The 19,901-nt window shown below is 61.4% G+C and carries 12 protein-coding genes; 1 reads left to right on the top strand and 11 read right to left on the bottom strand.

Going from position 1 to position 19,901, the window contains the following annotated elements:
• Positions 1-10 precede the first annotated feature (10 nt).
• The 9 genes from ACM64M_RS06310 to ACM64M_RS06270 form a co-directional block, all read right to left on the bottom strand.
• Complete coding sequence (locus ACM64M_RS06310) at positions 11-2,134, bottom strand: proprotein convertase P-domain-containing protein (RefSeq protein WP_416227818.1); 2,124 nt, start codon at positions 2,132-2,134, stop codon at positions 11-13.
• Between the two features lie 7 nt (positions 2,135-2,141).
• Positions 2,142-7,241: a hypothetical protein gene (locus ACM64M_RS06305; RefSeq protein ID WP_416227817.1), complete on the bottom strand. Its 5,100-nt coding sequence runs from the start codon at positions 7,239-7,241 to the stop codon at positions 2,142-2,144.
• 49 nt (positions 7,242-7,290) lie between these two features.
• Entirely contained in the window at positions 7,291-8,424 is a 1,134-nt protein-coding gene (locus ACM64M_RS06300) for a hypothetical protein (protein WP_416227816.1), read from the bottom strand.
• Positions 8,425-8,521: 97 nt separating this feature from the next.
• Positions 8,522-9,007 (bottom strand): hypothetical protein, encoded by a 486-nt coding sequence (locus ACM64M_RS06295; protein WP_416227815.1) that lies wholly within the window; start codon positions 9,005-9,007, stop codon positions 8,522-8,524.
• A gap of 30 nt (positions 9,008-9,037) precedes the next feature.
• The gene (locus tag ACM64M_RS06290) at positions 9,038-10,018 is read right to left on the bottom strand and encodes a hypothetical protein (protein WP_416227814.1); all 981 of its coding nucleotides are present in this window, start codon (positions 10,016-10,018) and stop codon (positions 9,038-9,040) included.
• Between the two features lie 199 nt (positions 10,019-10,217).
• Complete coding sequence (locus ACM64M_RS06285) at positions 10,218-11,222, bottom strand: DUF2891 domain-containing protein (RefSeq protein ID WP_416227813.1); 1,005 nt, start codon at positions 11,220-11,222, stop codon at positions 10,218-10,220.
• Positions 11,213-12,163 (bottom strand): DUF979 domain-containing protein, encoded by a 951-nt coding sequence (locus ACM64M_RS06280; RefSeq protein WP_416227812.1) that lies wholly within the window; start codon positions 12,161-12,163, stop codon positions 11,213-11,215. Before ACM64M_RS06280 ends, ACM64M_RS06285 begins: the two co-directional genes overlap by 10 nt.
• Positions 12,160-12,855, bottom strand: coding sequence for a DUF969 domain-containing protein (locus ACM64M_RS06275; RefSeq protein WP_416227811.1), 696 nt, complete (start codon positions 12,853-12,855; stop codon positions 12,160-12,162). The genes ACM64M_RS06280 and ACM64M_RS06275 overlap by 4 nt, the downstream gene beginning before the upstream one ends.
• Positions 12,852-16,406, bottom strand: coding sequence for a hydantoinase B/oxoprolinase family protein (locus ACM64M_RS06270; protein WP_416227810.1), 3,555 nt, complete (start codon positions 16,404-16,406; stop codon positions 12,852-12,854). The genes ACM64M_RS06275 and ACM64M_RS06270 overlap by 4 nt, the downstream gene beginning before the upstream one ends.
• A 179-nt stretch (positions 16,407-16,585) precedes the next feature.
• Between ACM64M_RS06270 and ACM64M_RS06265 the strand changes: the two genes are divergently transcribed.
• Positions 16,586-17,377: an enoyl-CoA hydratase-related protein gene (locus ACM64M_RS06265; RefSeq protein WP_416227809.1), complete on the top strand. Its 792-nt coding sequence runs from the start codon at positions 16,586-16,588 to the stop codon at positions 17,375-17,377.
• A gap of 2 nt (positions 17,378-17,379) precedes the next feature.
• On the opposite strand, the gene ACM64M_RS06260 is transcribed toward ACM64M_RS06265, so the two are convergent.
• Together ACM64M_RS06260 and ACM64M_RS06255 are read right to left on the bottom strand one after the other, a co-directional pair.
• Positions 17,380-19,032, bottom strand: a complete 1,653-nt coding sequence (locus ACM64M_RS06260; RefSeq protein WP_416227808.1) for an acyl-CoA dehydrogenase family protein — start codon at positions 19,030-19,032, stop codon at positions 17,380-17,382.
• Entirely contained in the window at positions 19,029-19,832 is an 804-nt protein-coding gene (locus tag ACM64M_RS06255) for a TIGR03084 family metal-binding protein (protein ID WP_416227807.1), read from the bottom strand. The genes ACM64M_RS06260 and ACM64M_RS06255 overlap by 4 nt, the downstream gene beginning before the upstream one ends.
• Between the last annotated feature and the right edge of the window lie 69 nt (positions 19,833-19,901).

Below are 19,901 nucleotides of genomic sequence, written 5' to 3'. Positions count from 1 at the left end.
CAGGGTGCCGCTATTCGATCTGGTATCGCACCGTAATCGTGAAATTGCCGCCGCCCAGAAAGCTGCCGCCTGGGCGCACCCGGAAATCGGTGATCGCCGTATCACAGCCGGTGCCGTCATCGCTCGGCACATAGGTAAAGCTCACGCCGTCGTCATTCGAGAATTCGAGATCATCTGCGCCCGAACCGAGACTGGAGAAGCTGTAGCTGAGGCCCGAATTGCTGCCCGGATCAGCGAAGATCACTGGCCCGCCGCTGCGCGAGATGAGGCACATTTTCGCATCCGCAGGACCATCATCCCAGACCATGACGCTATCGGCGTCGGCCGGTTCGCTGCCAGTGTTGGTGACAGTGATAAGATAATCGACGCTCGCGCCGGGCAGAGCCTTGGGGTTGGTGGCACCGTTCACCGGATCAGAAATGATCGAGCTAACTTTGCTGACGCTGAGCGTGGTGAAGGGATTGCACACGGTAATATCGTGCAGCCCGATGCCCTGCTGTCCGGGATCGGCGGGCGCGGTGGTGTGGTTGCCATATCTCAGAATGACCGTATCGACGGCGGAAGTGAAGGTCACCACGACGTTGCCAAGCGCGGCGTCGGTGTTGGATGCGCCGTCTCCGATGATCGCCGAGCCGCTGATGAAGTTGACATTGCCATTGGTCAATGCCGCATTGACCGGTGATCCGTTGTTCAGCCCCACAACTTCGAGCCGATCGGCAAACTGGTTTGTTCCGAAATCGACATCGAATACCGAAAATTGCAGCCCGGTGAAGGCTCGCGGTAAAGTGACTGTAATCTCCACCTCACCGGCCAGATTCGCCTGATTGGCGACCACCGTCAAACTGTCCTCACCCGGAACAAGACCGCCGGTGAAGGCATTGAATACGGTCGGCGATAGCCCGCCGAAAGCAGCGTTGTTGATATAAGCTCCGTCATTGGTCAGGTTGAAACCGATGTTTCCAAACCCGGCAAAGGCATAGGTGTTGCTGGTGGATCCGGCAGTCCATCCTGAAATTGTATCCCAGTCGAATACGGAGAATCCGGCTGGGCAGGACAAGAGCGGCGGCACCCCCGGCGCGCGGCCGCTTTGGACGATGAAACTGGAACTGGCGAAGTCGTCTTCACCCGCAGCACCATTGTTAACGGAGGAGTCGAGATCGATGACGCTGCTCGCGGTAATCTCAGCACTGTTGATCACACTCGCGCCCGCTGCCAGACTGATCGTTCCGGAAATGGTCAGCGAAGCGCTTTCACCTGGCGCAAGGGAGCCAACGTCCCACTGACCCGTTGCCGAATTGAACGAGCCATCGCCGCTGGCCGTGCCGAAAGTAAATCCTGCCGGCAAAGCGTCTTGCACCACCACCCCATTGGCGGTTTGCGACGAAGCGGCCGCACTGGTGACGGTCAAACGCCAGGTCGCGGTCCCGCCTTGGATGGGCGGCGAACCGATCAGCGACTTGGTCAGCGACAGATCTGCAAAATTGGCCGGTGTCGATGTCAGGTAAAGCTCTGCATGGCGGAAATTGCCATTGTCTGCACCTGGAAACAGATCGCAGATTTCGAGCCGCCAAGTCCCTGCACTCGAGCCGCCATTGAACGCGGACAGCGCCGAATTGGGGCTGCGCTGATGCTGAAACGGCGGCGGATTGGTGGCCGAATGCGCAGCGGTGATATTGGTCGAATTGACCGTCACAGCGGCGCTATCATCCAATAGAACATTGATATTGTCGCCATTGGTGCTGTTCGTCTCGCCATTCACCAACTGCACCCGCGTGCCATCGGGCGCTTGCAGGGTTACGCGGATGTCACCGCGCCATGTGTGGGTCGCAAAGAAGCCCAGATTGACGTCGCCAATTGTAAAATTGTCCGCAACCGTGAAATTCCGCACGAGCGGATTGGCGGGACCGGTACAGGTTGTGGTTCCATTGATCGTGCCATCGGCTGCGGCGACATAGGTAAAAGTCGATTGCGCGAATGCAGGCTGCGCAAAAGCAATACAAAGCGCCGCCAACACCATCCGCGATGCTGCGATCAGGCAGGTCTCCAAGCCGGCAGTCAGGCGCGATACACTCATAGTCCAGTTCTGCCGGATCATGGTTAACGCGGGCTTTAGATTGCCGATTTTGCGGGTCATCTCCATGTCACCGCCCCAGCCCAAGGAAATCGAACGTATCGGTGTCAAATTTGAAGCGGACCGCGGCAAAAACTCCCTTGTCGGTGTTGCGCGCTGCGGAGAAATCGCCGTCGCGGAACCCATCGATATTGTATCCGAGCGTCAGCAGCATGCCCTCTGCCGGGACAAAGCCGATGGTCGGACCATAGGCAAAGCTGGTGACGTCATCGTCCAGATTGGCGCGCACAGTGGCGCTTGCGCCGATTTCGAACTGTTCGCTAATCCCGATGCGCGCATCGGCACCGACAAGCACGGTGGTGCCCGAAAATTCGGTCCCTTCAAATTCATCGAAATTATAGCGCCCGCCGACAAACAGCGAATATTCATCCCGGCGGGTCTGATGTTTGATGCCGCTATCATCCACGTCCCAGCCGCGCGGGCTCCAGTTGGTTGACCAGCTGGCGACCAGACGGCGCGACGTTGCATCGCCATCGACGATCAAAGCGGTGCGTCCGGCTGCGCCTGCCTGCCCGGCAATTCCGCCAGTTACGCGGTCGCTGCGATATTCAAGTTTGCCCAGCATGGCGATTTCGGAGTGGTCAGGGCGGTGAGCAAAGGCGATGCTGGCATCAAATATCTCGGTCGCTGCGCCGCCTTCGTCCGTGGCGCGGGTCCAGGTTGCGCCGGACCCGACGATGCTGCCCTCGCCCAACTGGCGGATCGCGCCGAAGGTCACGCCTTTTCGATCTGCCCGCTCGCCATCGCGATATTCGCCGCGCGCTGCCGCGCTCCAGCGATCCTTGCGCCACGCAGCGCCGATGGTGGCTGCGTTGAAGTCTTCAAACTGCTGATTGCCGGCGAGCTGGCCGCCGCTCGCCGCCGGTTGCAGTGGGTTGACCAGCAAATCCGCACCGGGCGCACCGTTCAGCGTCCGGTTGCCGTCGATGGTTGCATCAATGGTCAGTTCAGGGGTCACTTGCAGTGTCTGCGCCAGACCAAAGGAAGCAAAGGTGCGGTTGCCAAATTCGCTGATCGATTGCTGACCCACAGAAGTGACGATCTGGCCTCCTTGCCACGGGGTCGCTTCGATCCCGCCGCGCAATTGCCGCGCATCGCCATTGGCTCCGTCTGCGATCTCATATGTGCCAATCAACCGCACATTGTTGGTGACCGCATAGCGCAATCCGATCCGATGGCGGGCAGGTAGATCAACGCTTTCCGCATCATCAAGCGCGACCGCGCTGGCCAGCGAAACCTCAAGCGAATTTTCGAACAAGCGCTGTGTCGCGCCCGCCTCGATCACACTTGATGTCTGGCCCGTGCCATCGGCGAGTCGGTCGTTGAAATGCGTCAGACCAATCCGCAGATCGGTGTTCTGGCGCGTGAAATTGAGCTGCGCCTGCGCCGCGCGGCGACGCGACGTGTCGGTCAGACTGTCATCCTGCCACGCGCTGCCCACCAGGCTGAGTTCGTCGGTCAAGAACACGCGGCCATCAACACCGATCTTGCGCCGACCCAGTTCTGCGCCGTTTTGCTGTCCAAACCCGTAATCTTCATCAAGCTGGCGGGCATAGGCGAGCAGATCGAGCTTGCCGGTCTGGTGCTGCATTTCGGCGATCCAGCCGGAAGCATTATCCCCTGCGCTGCGGCTCATGGCGATCTCACCGCGCACTTCGGTGCTGTCACCAATGCGGGCGCGCAGGTCGAGCGATCCCAGATCGGTGCGCGCGCCCTCGCCTTTGTCGGTGATCGCATTGGCGCCGATCCGCACGCGGCCATCGGTGCTGGTCCAATCGGCACGCAAACCGGCGTTCAGCTCTGCGCGGCCCAGCCCGTCAGTTTCATATTCCGCGATGATGAATTGCGGGTTGAGATTGTCATCGCGGCTCAACACCGGCTGCGAAAAGGTGATCGTGCCTGACAGCTGATCGATATCGTAATCGAGGAACCGGGTTAACGTTCGGGTCGAGACGATCAGTTCCGAACGGAACCGGTCGCGCACTTCGATCGTCACCCGCTCGCTATTGGCAAGGATGCTGCGGTTGCTCAGATCATAGGGGCCGCTGATCCCCTGCCCCTGAATCTCGTCACGCTGCCGGCGGCTGGAGATTTCTGCAGCAAAGCCGCTGGCCTTCACCTGACCCAGCCGAGCCTCGGCCCGGACACCGGTTGCGGTGCGGTTGTAGCGCGCCAGCCGGGTCTGGTCGAAAGCGGTTTCGAAATCGCCGTATAGAGCATAGAAAGTCGCGGTTTCGATGCGGACATACAGCTTCTCCCGGCTGGCCGCATCAAAACGCCGCGACGATCCATCGGCAAACACCGTGTAATAGGCTTGCGGGTCGATGGTCCCCAATACACGCTGATCTTCGCGCTGTTTGGCGCTGTCATAGGCGAGCGTCAGCAGGTAACGGCCCAGCACCCTGCCCTTTGCATACAGCGCCACGCGGGCATCATCGCCAAGGTCACTGTCGAACCGCCCGCTGCGGTCCATATTATAGGCGACGCTGCGCGCGCCCACGGTGCCCTCTGCCAGACCAACGATGGTCCATTCGATATCGCCCGGCTCTATCCACGCCTCAAGCTGTTGGGCACGCTCAATCTCGCCATCGTCAAAGGCGAAATCGAGGCGCAAGGAACCGCTGACCATGGTCGGGGCAAGTTCGATGCGTGCAATGCCGTCGGTTCCTTCGACCACCCAGCGCGCCGAGCTCGGGTTGAAACCGGTCAACTGGTTGAGTTGTTGCCGGTCAATCTGATCGGCGCTTTCATAGGGGGAATTGAGCTGAAAATTGCCCGAGACACCCGCGCGCAGCGGACGGTTGTTGCGGTCCAGCACGCGAATGGCGACAACCGGGCGCGTGCGGCCATCGGCTATCAGGTTGGACATTTCCGGCACCAGTTCGACACGGGTCGGAGTGCTGGTGAAGAACACTTCGCGGGTGAAGGTCTTGCTGACGCTGCCAAAGCTGTTGATAATGTCGGCTTCGAGCACGGTGCGTTCATTTTCAAGCCGGACCCCGCGCCAGGTACTGACCGCAAACTGGCCGCGTTCGGGATTGAGTGTGCCGTCAAAAGCAAGTCCGCTGACCTCTTCACCATTGACGCGCAGCACCACGCTTTGTCCCTTGCGGTGGCGGATGGCGATGCGGATGGCCGGCGCGCGCGGATTGGCGGTAACTCCCGGCGTTAAGAAACCATCCTCGCCATCACCCAGCGCGATCCAGTCGGTGTCGGGCGCAAAGGAAGGTTCGGCAGGGTCTCTCGTGCTAGTTACAGTTTGTGCTGCGACAGGATCGGCGGGCACATCGGGCGCAGCGGCAGGCAGGACCGCATGGAAATCGGCGACCAGCAGGCTGCCACCCTGCCCAATCACAAAACGCGAGCCTGCACTGCCTGCGCTACGAGTGTCGCTCTGACAATCGACCAGTTCTGCGCCTTCGGGCAGGGTCATTCCGGCAATGGCGACGACATGCGTGCCCGGTACGACGCCTTCGAAGTGATAACGGCCATCGACATCGGTAATGGCGTAGCTGCCATCTTCCATCACCACCCGCACGCCAGGGATGCCGGGCCGCGGATCGTCCAGAGTGCATGGGCCCGCAGTGATGCGGCCAATGATCGTCATCCGGTCTGCTATCGCATCACGTTCGATATCGACAGCGGCGCTGGCGCGGGCGGTGCGGCCCAGCGAATCGGTAACCACTGCGTCATTCAGCGCGCGGCCCGGTGGGGCATCGGCCCGCACCGACATGGCATAGGTGACCCGGCGCGATGTCCCGCCCGGAATATCACCGAGCGCAACGGTGATCGAGCCGCCATCGGGCGCGATGCTTACCGCGCCCGGCGCGGCGGCTCCGTCGATGCGGATGCTGTCGGGACGCAGTCGCAGAAAGCGCGAGGGTATATCGCTAATCACCACATCGCGCTTTGGCCGCGAGCGGTCGGTGTTGCTCGCAGTGATCGAATAGAACACCACGTCGCCCGGCTGCACCCGCTGACGCGAGGCTGTTTTGACCAGCCCGATATCGAGGCTGGGCCGGTCGAGCGGAATATCGACCTGGACAGGGGTGGGGTCGGACAGCGCGAATTGCGCACCAAACGAAGCATCGAGAATGACAAAGCCGCGCCCATCAGGCCGCGAAAGCTGTGAAAGGCTGGCCGGGCTAACCCGCGAAGGCGCGGAGTAAGGCGCAGGCGGCTCAATTTGAAGGCGATATGTGCCCAGAAAGGTCAGCGGGAACCAGAACTCGCCCGCATCAAGATCGGTGACGCGCCCTGCCCCGTCGGTGATCGACTGGCCGGAAATGACGCTGGAGGGCCATGCTGTAACCCCGTCCTGCGCAAACACGGTGGCAGGCTGACCGGTAACAGCGTCGACCAAGGTAACGCGCGCACCGTTCACCGGCTCACCCGTCTCGCTGTCGAACACTACACCGAACGGATCGGCGAGCACATCGACCTGCATTTCGACAATCACTGAGGTTTCGCCGGGCAAAAAGGCCGCAATGGAAATGTCTGCGCCGTCGGCAATACTCAGCTGGCAATCGTTGTGAACTGCACCGGGGGGCATTCGGATCGTATCGATCTGGCCGACGAATACGCCCGTATCGACGCCGGTTTCAAAGATTGTTTCGGTTTCACGGTCACCGGTCGAAGTGGTGATCGTAATGGTCAATTGGTCAACTTCGCCGGGATCAGTGTTGGCGGCAAAAGCGGTGACTTCAAACAGCACCGTCTGACCGGCGCGCACAGTGCTGGTCTGTTCGACCATTCCGCCTGCCGGAGTGATCGCAATCGCAGAGCCATCTGCGCCAGCCGCGGTTCCGCCCGCCGCACCTTGAATCGATTGTCCGCCTGCGCTGCACAGCGGCGCACGGAAATTCAGTTCAATGGTGCCTTGCGGCGCGGGACGGAACGCACGGATTTCTGGAGGCGGAAGCGTGACGTTGAAAGTCACAGTATTGGACGTGGTCTGCACCGGACGTCCCAACACCTGCCACGATGCCTGGGCAGTGTTCTCAATCGTGCCGATTGTGACGGCACCATCGTTCTGGATAGGGGCCTGCGCGCTTGCCCCCTCTTCAGACACGCCGAATGGCAGCAGCACCAAGGAAAGTGCTGCTGCCACGCGCCTGAAAGAGAGGGGCACACGCAAAGTCTAGAACCGGATCGAGATCTTAGTTGATCGTGACGCGGAAATAGAGCGAGCGGGTCGTGCTCGCAGCCAAATCGCTGAGCGAACCAGCGATCTCGTTGAGACCTCCGGTGCCGCCGCCAACGTTGTAGCTGGCAGCGCCGCCTTCTGCGTCGGTGCCGCCCGAACAGACCGCAATGTCATCGCTGACATCACCGGGAGTGCCGTTGTCGTCGATCGCCGCTGCGCCATCGACAAAAATGCCGAAGTCGTTTTCGGTGAAAGTCACGTCAGCAGGCAGGTCGTCCGAGACGTTTACCGCAGTCGCAGTCGCCGCCGAGGCCGCGTTCGAAACCGCAATGCAATATTCGATCACCGCGCCCGGAATGGCTTTCGGATTGGAGGCGCCGTTGACCGGATCGCTGATGATGCGGCTTGACTTGACGACGCTGACCAGCGCGCCCGCCACTTCGAATTGACCGGTGTCGGAATGGTCGCCGCTGTTGGCGGCTTCCTCTGCGGTGCCCGTTCCATCGGCAAGGACGGTGTCCTCTCCGGCGGTGTTGGCATCGGCGCTTGTCAGACCGACGATTTCCGTGCCGAGGCCAGCAGCACCGGCCTCATAGGCGTCAGCAACCAGAACAATATCGAACGTGTCGGCGTTCACCGCACCGGTGGTGATGTCGGCGACAACCAGCACCGAGATGGTCTCTGTGCCGGCGCCATCATCGGCAGCCACTTCGTCGAGGAAGGTGATGGCACCTGCATCGATTTCGGATTGTTGCAGCGCGCCGTCACCGTTGGCGTCAAGATAAATCGTGATGTTTTCGATATTGGCTGCTGTGCCTGCGGACAGGACAGTGGAAAGGTCGAGGTCGATCACGTCATTCGACAAGTTGGTGACGTCGAACGAAAGCACCGCGCGGTCCTGACCGGGCGATACCGACACCGGCGTTGCGCCAGTGAAGTTGACGTTGACATCAATCCGGCGGTCAACCGTGAATGTGTCACTTGCGGTGACTTCGGTTTGAGCTTCGCCGCCGACTTCGAACGAGACGGAGACGTTGTTGGTGATACTATCACCAGCGGTGGTCCCGACCGCAAGGGCCGGGCTGCTGGACATCGCGACAAGCGCAAAAGCGCTCACCGCACCCAGCAATTGGGTGGTACGTGTCATGGTTTTGGTCCTCTGCGTGTGCCCCGTGTAACAAACACCGCCCACGGAACTTGGCGGTTACCGTCCGGCTCTCGCCGGATGATCTGTTGTTCAAATGTCAGCGGATGATGGCGGGGTATTCCAGCCGGCCGCTCGCACCCGGGGCGATTGCCGCAAGCGTCCAGCGCACATGCGTCACATCGGCATGTGTTGCGGCGCGCGCGGTGCCATCGTCATTGGTGAGTGAAAGCTCGACCAGCGTGCCCCATATCTGGCCGCCATCGACCGACACGATCAGCTGCGGATCGGCATCGCTGGCCAGCCGCACCGCACCGGGGAGCGGGTTGGTGACGACGAAATTTTCCACCACTTCGGTGCCGGTGTTGGCGTAGTCGGTGCCAAATATTAGCCGGTCACCGGGGACGATAACACCGGGTTCAACCAGCCGCGTGATTTGTGCACCATTCGCATCGAGCGTGGTTTCAACCGCCTTCACATCACCCGAAAGCGTAACCGGGCTAACGCTTTGCGCCTGAGCGGACAGCGGCCCGGTGGCGGCGGCAAAGAACAGCATTGCTGTGATCATTTTTACAAACGTGTTCATATGCTTAATTCCTCAAGCTCTAAAAATGGATCAATCAATGGTGACATCAAAAGTGATGGTATGGGTGGCCCCCCCGGACACCGTGCCGAGCGCGACGGAAATGCCGCTGGCATCGGATGCCTCGCCCGCATCGTCGCCGCTGGCATCGGTAAGCGCGGCGCCATCGAGGCTGAGCGTCTCACTTGCGTAAGTCGTGCCGTCGGGGATGATGTCGGTCACAACCAGATCGTCGACCGAGCCGCTGCCCGCGACGTTGGCTACGATGGTAAAGGTTGCCACGGTTCCCGGAACGGCGCTGTCGCCGCCAAACGGATCGAGCAGGCTGACAGTCTTGGTCAGATCAACCGACGTGATACCGACCAGCAGCGACCCTCGCGCGGTGCCATCTGCGCCGGTGGTCCCGACGATCGCATCGCCGCCATCGACACCCTGCCCGGCAAAGCTTGTTCCCGGTTCTCCAGTCCCCGTAACCGCCCGCGCGGTCAGTTCGATATCGCTCGCCTGCCCATCGACAACGGTGTCGGGCACGCTGACGATCACGAAAACCGTCAAGGTTTCATCGGCGGCGAGGGATTGTGTGGTTTGCGGCGCGGTCAGAATTTCATCGACGCCGGGGTCATAGGTGCCGTTACCATTGGTATCGACCGCGATGCTGACCAAGGTAACATCGAAATCATTGCCCGCGACGGCAGGGTTCGCAATCAGCTCAAACGCCTCTGGCCCATTGCCCTGATTGGTCACTTCGTAAGTGAGCACCGCTTCGCCGGGGACAGCGCCAATCGGGCCGCTGTCGAGCGAGGTGACCGTCACATCGAGCAATTCATCGACCCGCACCACGACGGTGTTGGAATCGACGGTCTGCGGACCGTCGCCCCCGTCGAAGGTCGCGGTCGCCGTGTTCTCGATCAGCGTGCCGGCGCTCACCCCTTCGGCATAGGCCGGAGCTGAAAGGGTAAACAGAACCGCAACCGATGCGGTGAAAAGCGAATGGGTGATATGCTGAGTATTCATGCCTAGGGCGAATACGGGGCAATGGTTAGCAAACGTTTAGCGATACTCGCCAAGTCCCGGAGTTCTGCGGGTTTGGAGACATGATTTTACAATTGAGCAAGGTTAACGCGGTCACATATGCGATCCGCTTTTTCGCACCAACGTGCTTTAACCTTGCGGGATTTTACCGATCGATCAGTGGGTTGCGCTTACCGGACGGTCATCGCAGATTGGATTGCTGATCCGCCAGCATCGCCAGCAAGGCAAAACTCGCCAGCCAGTGTTCGCCCATGTAATCGCCTGCCACATGCGGCAGCGCGGCATCGAAATGCGCCTTTGCGCGCGATTCAAGCAGGGTGGACGATTCGGATTGCCCAAGCGTCGCCGCAATTCCGCGCAGGCACCACGCCCGGCTGAGGTTGAGTCCGTCGAGATGTGCGATCTTGCCGTCGCTCCGGTCCGACACGGTGACCGGGTGACATTCGCGCTCAAGCCAGCCATTGCTGACAACCAGACGATCAAACCAAGGCTCAAATTGGTCCCGGGGCATGACTTTGCTCATAAGCAATGATGCGGTCAGCACAGGCGACAGAAATTCGTCACCTCCCGGTTCCCATCCTGTATAGTGTGATTTACTATCAAAGGCTTGATTTGCCCACCTATCAATTAATCTTAGAAGGTCAGGATCGCGTTCATCGGCCCAATCTCGGGTCAACGCCAGCGCAAAGGCGGTGTTGTAATGCGTCCCCACCGTGATCGGATAGGTCAGAATGGGAAGATAGGTCTTGAACCGCTCAACGAAGGTGTTTGCCAATGGCTCCAGCCGCTGTGCCCATGCTCGGTCCTTGTGCCGGGCCGCTTCGTGATGCAGGAACAGCAGCCAGGCCCAGCCATACGGCCGCTCAAACCCGCGCGCGTCAGGCCGCTCAATATAAGCGAGTTCCTCGGCAAGATTAGGATCGGTAAAGGTCGTCTGCGCCAATGCGTCGATCTGCGCCGCCTCCGGCATCTCCGGCCAGAGCCGCCTCAGCGTCAGCAGCGTCCACCAGCCGTGGACGCAGGAATGCCAGTCATAACTGCCAAAGAATGCCGGATGCAATTCACGCGGGGTCGACGCATCCGCATCCCCGCCCATCACATGATCGAGCTTGTTCGGATATTCGCGCGCCACATGGCCAAGTGCGGTTTGCGCGAATTTGCGCGCGAGCGCCTCGGTCAGTTCCACAGCAGAAACGCTCCGACATAGATGATCGCGACATTGCACACCCATAGCGGCACCGCCGTGCCGACCTGTTGGCGGATGACCGCGTTCTGGTCCTTCAGTTCGAGCAGCGCAGCGGGCACGATGTTGAAATTGGCGGCCATCGGGGTGAGCAAGGTGCCGCAAAATCCAGCCAGCATCCCGACCGCCCCGATCACTGCCGGATTGCCGTCATAGGTCTCCACCAGCAAGGGTATCCCGATCGCCGCTGCCATCACCGGGAATGCCGCAAAGGCGTTGCCCATGATCATCGTGAACAAGGCCATGCCCAGCGCATAGACGATCACGGTCAGCACGATGCTGCCTTCGGGGATCGCGCTTTGGGCGGCACCGCCGATAATCTCGCCCACTCCCGCGAGCGCGAACACCGCGCCCAAAGCCGCCAGCATTTGCGGCAGAATTGCCGCCCAGCCGATTGAATCGATCAGTCTCCGCCCTTCCTCCGCAGGGGCAAGCAACGGCGGCTTGAGCCACGCCATGGCCGCGATCAAAGCGATCACCACGCCGATCCCGAACAGGATCAAAGTTTCCCGCCGCGCCTCAAACAGGCCTGTCTCGGACATGGGCGTGTAATTGTAGAGCAAAGTGCCCGCGACAGCCGTGATTGGAACAATAAGTGCAGGGATAAACAATCTATTGCCAAGGATTTTTGAGAAATTGTCGCGCTCCATGGCGGACGTCGTGGCCGGTTCGCTGCGCTTCAGCCCGCCCATTCCGGCAATCGCCACCAGCGCCAGCACAAGCACTCCATTGGCGAGGTCGGAAAGGTGGCTGCCGAGGAAAAAGCTGGCCGCCAGCAGACCCCAGAACGCAGCATTGCCGAACCGTCCGTCGCGCAGGCTGAGAATGGACCAGACCGCAAAGAATGCTCCCGCGAGCCAATAGAGCCATTCATAGGTGATCATGACAGGGCTCCGCCAACAACCCTGCCCGATGCCCGACCAAGCCGCCGGTCGAGTGCATTGATCCGCCACCCATGGATTATGAAGGCGCAGATTGCGGTCGGTATCGCCCAGACCGACAGTTCAAGCGGGGTCAAGGGATAACCATACGACTCAAAAACACCCTGTATCAACAAGATAGAAGCGATAGCGAAGAAAATATCTTCGCCGAAGAACAGCCCCACATTGTCGGTCGCCGCCGCCATCGCCAGCACCTGCTCGCGGTCTCCATCTGCCAGTTTCCCATGCGACTTTTCCGCCGCTGCTTCTGCCATCGGGGCAACCAGCGGACGCACAGCTTGAGGGTGCCCGCCAATATCCTTCATCCCCAGCGCCGCAGTGATCTGGCGAAAGCCGAGATAAATGACCAGCAGTTTGCCCATGGTCGCCCCGCGCACGCTTTCGATCACCGCCCTTGCCCGTTGCTGCAATCCGTGGCGTTCCAGCAGACCGATCACCGGCAGGATGATCCACGTGACCGAGATATAGCGATTGTCGTTGAACGCCTTTCCCAGCGCCTCGACCACCGCCACAAGGTCCAGTCCCGCAAGCAGCCCGGTGGCCAGTGCCGCTCCGACCACCACCATCAGCGGGTTAAACCGCAGCGCAAAGCCGATCACCACCAGCCCGATGCCGAGCAAGGGCCAATAGTTCATCCCAATTCCTCCCCAAAGCCCCCGCCGCCCGGCGTCAGGATCACAAATGTATCGCCCGGCTGCATCTCTGCCGATGCGGTGGCGCTCAATTCCTCGCGCGAGCCATCTGCGCGCTCAACCCAGTTGCGTCCTGCCTGTGCATCGCCGCCGCCGCAAATCCCGTGCGGAGCCACCTTGCGACGATTGGCCAGCATATTGGCGCGCATCGGCTGAAGAAAGGTCACGCGGCGCTCGACCCCGTCACCGCCGCGCTGCCGCCCTGTTCCGCCCGACCCGCGCCGAATTGCGAACCGGTCCAGCCGCACCGGCAACCGGCTTTCGAGGATTTCGGGATCGGTCAGACGGCTGTTGGTCATGTGGGTCTGCACCGCGCTGGTCCCGTCATGGTCGGGCCCGGCCCCCGAACCGCCGCAGATCGTTTCGTAATATTGATGTTCGGAATTGCCGAAGGTGAAATTGTTCATCGTGCCCTGGCTCGGCGCGAGCCTGCTGGTGGCCGCAAACAAGGCGTCTGTCACCGCCTGACTGGTTTCGACATTGCCTGCCACCACAGCGGCACCGGGCCGGGGGTTGAGCATCGAGCCTTCGGGCACGATCAGTTCCACCGGCTTCAAACATCCATCGTTCATCGGGATCGCATCGTCGATCAATGTCCGCAGAACATAAAGCGCGGCAGCTCTGGTGATTGATCGCGGGGCGTTGAAGTTTCCGGGCAATTGGTCGCTGGTCCCGGTGAAATCGAACGTCGCAGCGCGAGCCTTTCGGTCGATACGAATGGCGACCCTGATGACCGCGCCATTATCCATCGGATAGGCGAATGCGCCATCCTCCAGCCGGTCGAGCAGGCGGCGCACACTTTCTTCTGCATTGGCGATAACGTGGCGCATATAGGCCGCGACCACCTCCGCGCCGTGTTCCTGCGCCGCGCCGGAGAGCAATTCTGCGCCGCGAGTGCAGGCGGCAAGCTGCGCGCGCAGATCGGACAGGTTGCGCGCCGGATTGCGCGCAGGGTGTTCATTTTCGGCAAGCACAGCGCGCACCGCCGTTTCTTGGAATGCTCCCTCATCCACCAACAGGAGGTTGTCGATGAGGACACCTTCCTCTGCGATAGTGCGGCTTTCGGGCGGCATTGATCCCGGCGCGATCCCGCCAATATCGGCGTGGTGCCCGCGCGCGGCGACAAAGGCGTCTGGCTCTCCGCCGTCTTCTCCGTAAAACACCGGAACGATCACGGTGATGTCGGGCAGGTGCGTTCCGCCGCGATAGGGATCGTTGAGCACATAGGCGTCGCCGCGCCGGAACCCTCGGCCATCGCGCCCGCCATCCTGACCTCCGCGCGCTTCGATCACCCGTGCGACGCTGTCACCCATCGACCCGAGATGCACCGGTATATGCGGCGCATTGGCGATCAGCGCGCCGTCTGCATCAAACAGCGCGCAGGAAAAATCGAGCCGTTCCTTGATGTTGACCGAGGTCGCGGTGGATTGCAGCACCACGCCCATTTCCTCGGCAATCGCCATGAACAGATTGTTGAATATCTCCAGCCGCACCGGATCGACCTCGGTCCCCGCCGCGCGGTCGCGGGTGAGGGGTTCGGCGCGGGTCAGGACCAGACTGCCTTCGTCCGCCAATTGCGCTTGCCAGCCCGACTCCACCACAGTGGTCGAACCGGGGTCGATGATCAGAACGGGTCCCGCCGCGACCTCCCCCGGTTGCACCAAGCAGCGTTGAAGAACGCGCCAATCGCCCGAAGATTCTGCAGTGCTGGCAGCAAGATCAGGGCTGACCGCGCCGATTCCGCCGGACCTGCCGTTTGCCTCCACGCTCAGCGCCTCTACGATAATCGCGGCGCTGTCGCTGGTGTAGCCAAAACGCTGACGGTGCAGCTTGCGGAATTGCTCAGCCATCTCGGCGGCATTGCTGCAAGCAACCGGGATCATCGAATCGCTTCCTTCAAACCGCAAACGCGCACGGCGTTCCAATATTATATCGGATTTGGCGATGCCCTGCTGCGTCAGCGCGCCCAGCGCTTCGGCCTCCAGTTCCGCGAGGCTGGCGGCAAAGCTCTCTTCCAAGGGGCGCACCAGGCTGACCTCGCGGATCGCCTTTACCGGGGCGAGGCCGATTCCATAGGCGGACAGCATCCCGGCCAGCGGGTGCACCAGCACCGTCTCGATCCCCAATTGATCGGCGACCATACAGGCATGTTGTCCGCCCGCGCCGCCGAAACACGCCAGCGCATAGGCGGTGATGTCATGCCCGCGCGCCACCGATATCTTGCGGATCGCATTGGCCATATTGTCGACCGCGATGGCGAGGAAACCTTCAGCCACTTCGGATAGGGCTTTGGGTTCGGGAAGACTTTGCGCCACCGCTTCCAGCGCGGCGCGCGCTGCATCCGGGTCAAGCGCTTCGTCGCCGTCTGGGCCGAATACGCTGGGAAAGAAAGCCGGATCGATCCTGCCGAGAACCAGATTGCAATCGGTGACAGTCAGCGGACCGCCCTTGCGATAGCACGCCGGCCCCGGATCGGCGCCCGCGCTTTCGGGTCCAACGCGAAACCGCGCGCCGTCAAAGCTGCAAATCGACCCCCCGCCCGCAGCGACGGTGTGGATCTGCATCATCGGTGCCGCAACCCGCACGCCTGCGACCACGCTCTCTCCGGTCAGTTCAAGCTGTCCGGCGTAATGCGCGACATCGGTGCTGGTCCCGCCCATATCAAAGCCGATCAGTTTGCGGTGGCCAAGCGGTTCGCACGCCGCGACCATGCCCACCACTCCGCCTGCCGGGCCGGACAGGATCGCATCCTTGCCGCGAAACGCGCCGACTTCGGCAAGTCCGCCGTTGGATTGCATGAACCGCAGCCGCGCTGCTCCGGGCAGCTCAGCGCGCAAAGTGTCGGTGTAGCGCCGCAGAACCGGCGAAAGATAGGCATCGACAATGGTCGTATCACCGCGCGGGATCAGTTTGATGAGCGGCGCGACCTCATGGCTGACGCTGATCTGCGCAAAGCCCAATTCGCGGGCAAGATCGGACAACCGCTGTTCGTGATCGCGGTGCCGCCAACCATGCATCAACACTATCGCCAGCGCATCGAAGCCATCGCCTCGCAGCGCTTCAAATTGCGCCCGCGCGGCATCTTCATCGAGCGGCTTTAGCACATCCCCCTCTGCGCTGACACGCTCCGCAATTTCGATCACGCGCGCGGGCAATTGTTCGGACAGCACAATATGGCGCGCAAAAATCTCTGGTCGGGCCTGCGTCCCGATCCGTATCGCATCGCCAAATCCAGCCGTGATCGCCAGCGCCAGCCGTTCGCCCTTGCGTTCGAGCAGCGCGTTGGTGGCGACCGTGGTGCCGATGCGCAAATCGGCGATCGGTGCCGCGCCGTGTTCCGCCATCATCCGCCGCACCGCTTCGCTTGCTGCATCGGCATAGTTGCCCGGTGCCTCTGACAGCAGCTTGCCGGTGACCGTTCGGCCATCGGGCGTCACCGCCACCACGTCGGTAAAGGTGCCCCCGCGATCAATGGCAAAACGCCAGGCGCTCATGCTGTGCGAAATTCCTTTTTGCAGTTGGCTGAATGACCAGCCTCGATCCTCTTCGCAAGCGCGCCGCGCAAGGTCAATCGCAGCCCCCCGGCACCAACCCACAATTTGAGAGGTTGCTTTTCGCAACGAGTTTGGGTGAGTGCAGTGAAACAGTTTTTGCATTTGGGAGTGACAGGACGATGGCCGATTACGAAACCCTACGGTTGGAACGCAGCGGCGATGTTGCGCGTCTGACGCTCAACCGGCCCGAGCGGCTCAACGCCTGCCCTCCGGCGATGGCGGATGAGATTTTCGCAGCGATCCGCGATCTCGGCGATGCCCGCGCCTTGTTGATTACTGGCGAAGGGCGGGCGTTTTGTTCGGGCGCTGACCTCGCCGGGGGACGCGATAGCAGCCAGTCTATTTCGGGCGGTGACCGATCGTACACCGTGCTTCAACAGAGCTACAATCCGATGATGGCGGCGCTGTGGAACCTGCCGATCCCGGTCGTGACCGCGGTCAATGGCCCGGCGGCAGGGATCGGCTGTTCGATTGCGCTGGCAGGCGATTTCGTGATCGCGGGCAAAAGCGGATATTTCCTGCAGGCCTTCGTCAATATCGGGCTGGTCCCCGATGGCGGATCTAGCTGGATATTGCCGCGCCTTGCGGGCTTGGCACAGGCCACCCGCATGATGATGCTAGGCGAACGCATCTATGGCGAGGAAGCGGAGCGGATCGGCCTCATCACCAAATGCGTAGAGGATGATGCGCTGGCCAGCGAAGCCGGTGCCATTGCGCAGCGGCTGGCCGCCGGCCCGACCAAGGCGCTCGCGCGGATGAAGGCGAATTTGCGTCAGGGCCTGCAATGCGACCTTAACACCGCTTTGATGATGGAGGCCGAGGGTCAGCGCCTTGCCGGGTCGAGCGAGGACGCAGTCGAAGGCGGCAAATCCTTCCTCGAAAAACGCAAGCCGGTGTTCAAGGGGCGCTAGGCCTATGGCGCGGTCTGCCCTTCACTGAGCAAGCCGCGCCCGATCACCTGCGCCTGAATCTCGCCAGCGCCTTCAAAGATGTTGAGAATGCGCGCGTCGCAAAACACTCGGCTGATCTCATATTCGAGCGCATAACCATTGCCGCCGTGTATTTGCAGCGCGTTGTCGGCACTGCTCCATGCGGTGCGCGCAGCGAGCAGTTTGGCCATGCCCGCGGCGATATCGCAGCGTTCGCCTTTGTCCTTTTGCCGAGCAGCGCGGTAAGTCAGTTCGCGCGCCATCACGGTTTCCGTCGCCATCAACGCCAGCTTGTCCGACACGCGCGGGAATGCCAGCAGGTTTTGACCGAATTGCCTGCGCTCCGCTGCATAATTCAGCGCGAGGTCAAACGCATTCCACGCCACGCCAATAGCGCGCGCGGCGGTCTGGATCCGGGCGCTTTCAAAGGTCCGCATCAACTGCTTGAAACCCTGCCCCTCTGCCCCGCCCAGCAATCCTTCACAGGACACGGCAAAACCATCAAAGCCCAGCGCATATTCTTTCATGCCCCGGTATCCGAGAACCTCAATCTCGCTGCCGTCGATGCCCGGATCGGGGAACGGCACAGCATCGGTCCCGCGCGTCTTTTCCGCGAGCATCATCGACAGTCCGCCATAGCCGGGTGTTTCGGGATCGGTGCGGCACAGCACCGTCATCAGATCGGCGCGCGCGGCATGGGTGATCCACGTCTTTGCCCCGCTGATTTGCCAGCTTCCATCCACTTGCCTGACCCCGCGTGTCCTGACCGAGGCAAGGTCCGATCCGGTGTCGGGCTCGGTAAAGACGGCGGTGGGCAGTATCGACCCATCGGCGATTTTCGGCAGGAACTTCGCCTTTTGTGCAGGTGTGCCGTTTTCTCCGATCAATTCGCCCGCAATCTCTGACCTCGTGCCGAGCGAACCTGCGCAAATCCACCCGCGCGACAATTCTTCGGAAACCAGACACATTGCGGCTTTGCCCAGCCCCAGCCCGCCGTATTCCTCGGCGATGCAGACGCCGAACACACCAAGCTGCGCCATTTCTTCAACCACGGCTATCGGGATCAGATCGTCGGCAAGGTGCCAAGCATGGGCATGGGGCGCGATTCGGTCTGCGGTGAACGCTCGGAATTGATCGCGGATCATGTCGAGCGTTTCGTCGCCAAACGCCTCATCCGGCCGCGCACCTTGGGCAAACAGCGCGGTGAGCCGCGCGCGCGTTTCGGCGGTGTTGCCAGCGGAAAGGAAACGCGCGGTCGCGGGGTCGCTGCGCAAGGATTCGGCCTGCGCTGCCGTGCCCATCTCTTGCGGGCGAATATATTCGCTCTGGCTCATCGCCAGTGCACTCAGCAATTGCTGGCAATATTCACCAAAGCCGATGCGCAGCACCAATTCATCCACTTCGCCAAAGCGCTCGGCCCGCTGCGACGCCGCGGCCCAATCGGTCAAAGCTTCGAGCGCGGCGATGGTCGTGCCGATCCATGCCAGCCCATGGACTTGGCGTTGATGCTGTTGCACCAGCGCCGCATCGGGCTTGCTATCCGGAGCGGCGATGGCGGCGACGGCGGCGCGCACTGCATCGCGGTACCGACCCAGCGCCATGCAGGCCTGCTGCGCGGAAGCGATCCAGTCGGTCATTTCTTGCGCCGCGTTCCCGGCGGCGGTGGGTCTTGCGGCGGACCGGCAAAACATTGCGCCATGGCCATCCAGCGCGCGGCATTTTCACCGCGCACCATCAACGCGGTGTCCGCGATGTTGCGGCATTGAGTGACGACCTGACAAAACTCTTCGGCGGAGCCTTCGATGCGCTCCTCCCCGGCCTCCTCACCAAAGCTCTGGACCGCGCCCGAAGGCAAGGTGAGCACCAGTTGCGGACGCGGCTCGGGCGGCTCCAGCCCGCGATTGGCAAAGGTCCAGCCATAGGTGTTGAGCCCCAGAACGACGATGTTGGCGACCGCATCGCTGGGCAGGCGATCCTGTCCCAATTCATCATAGATCGCCTGCGCATGCGACCATGTTTCCATCAATCGCGCGGTGATCGATGATCGCGCACTCATGCTCGGCCCGGCCCATGGCACGCGCGCCTTGGGATCGGCCTCGGCAAAGGCATCCGCCAGCGCGGGATAAAACTCACGCCAAGCCACCAACAACTCGCGCCCGCTCAGATCATCGCAGTGCTCTTTTTCAAACTCCCTGAAATTGAGCCCGCGCGATGCACCGACCGATTGCATGAAGTCGGAAAAATCGTCCGGCCCATGCAGCGACAACAGGGCTGCGCGGTTCCAGACATGCAGATGGCGCAATATTTCTTCGATGGTCCATCGCTTGAACGCGGTCGGCCGCGCAAAATCCGCATCGCTCAATTCCGACAGCAGCGCATCGAGCGCCGCGCAGATGGTCCGAAAATCTTCCGCCTGTTGCATGCAATTCCCTGTCATTTCCGCCCGATTGCGGTGCCTGACATTACCGGCGCAAGCAAGCATCACAATTTGCTCAAATGATTATGC

This window comes from Qipengyuania sp. ASV99 (assembly GCF_047872805.1).
Classification (GTDB): domain Bacteria; phylum Pseudomonadota; class Alphaproteobacteria; order Sphingomonadales; family Sphingomonadaceae; genus Erythrobacter.
This window is presented reverse-complemented; position numbering and strand designations above follow the sequence as displayed.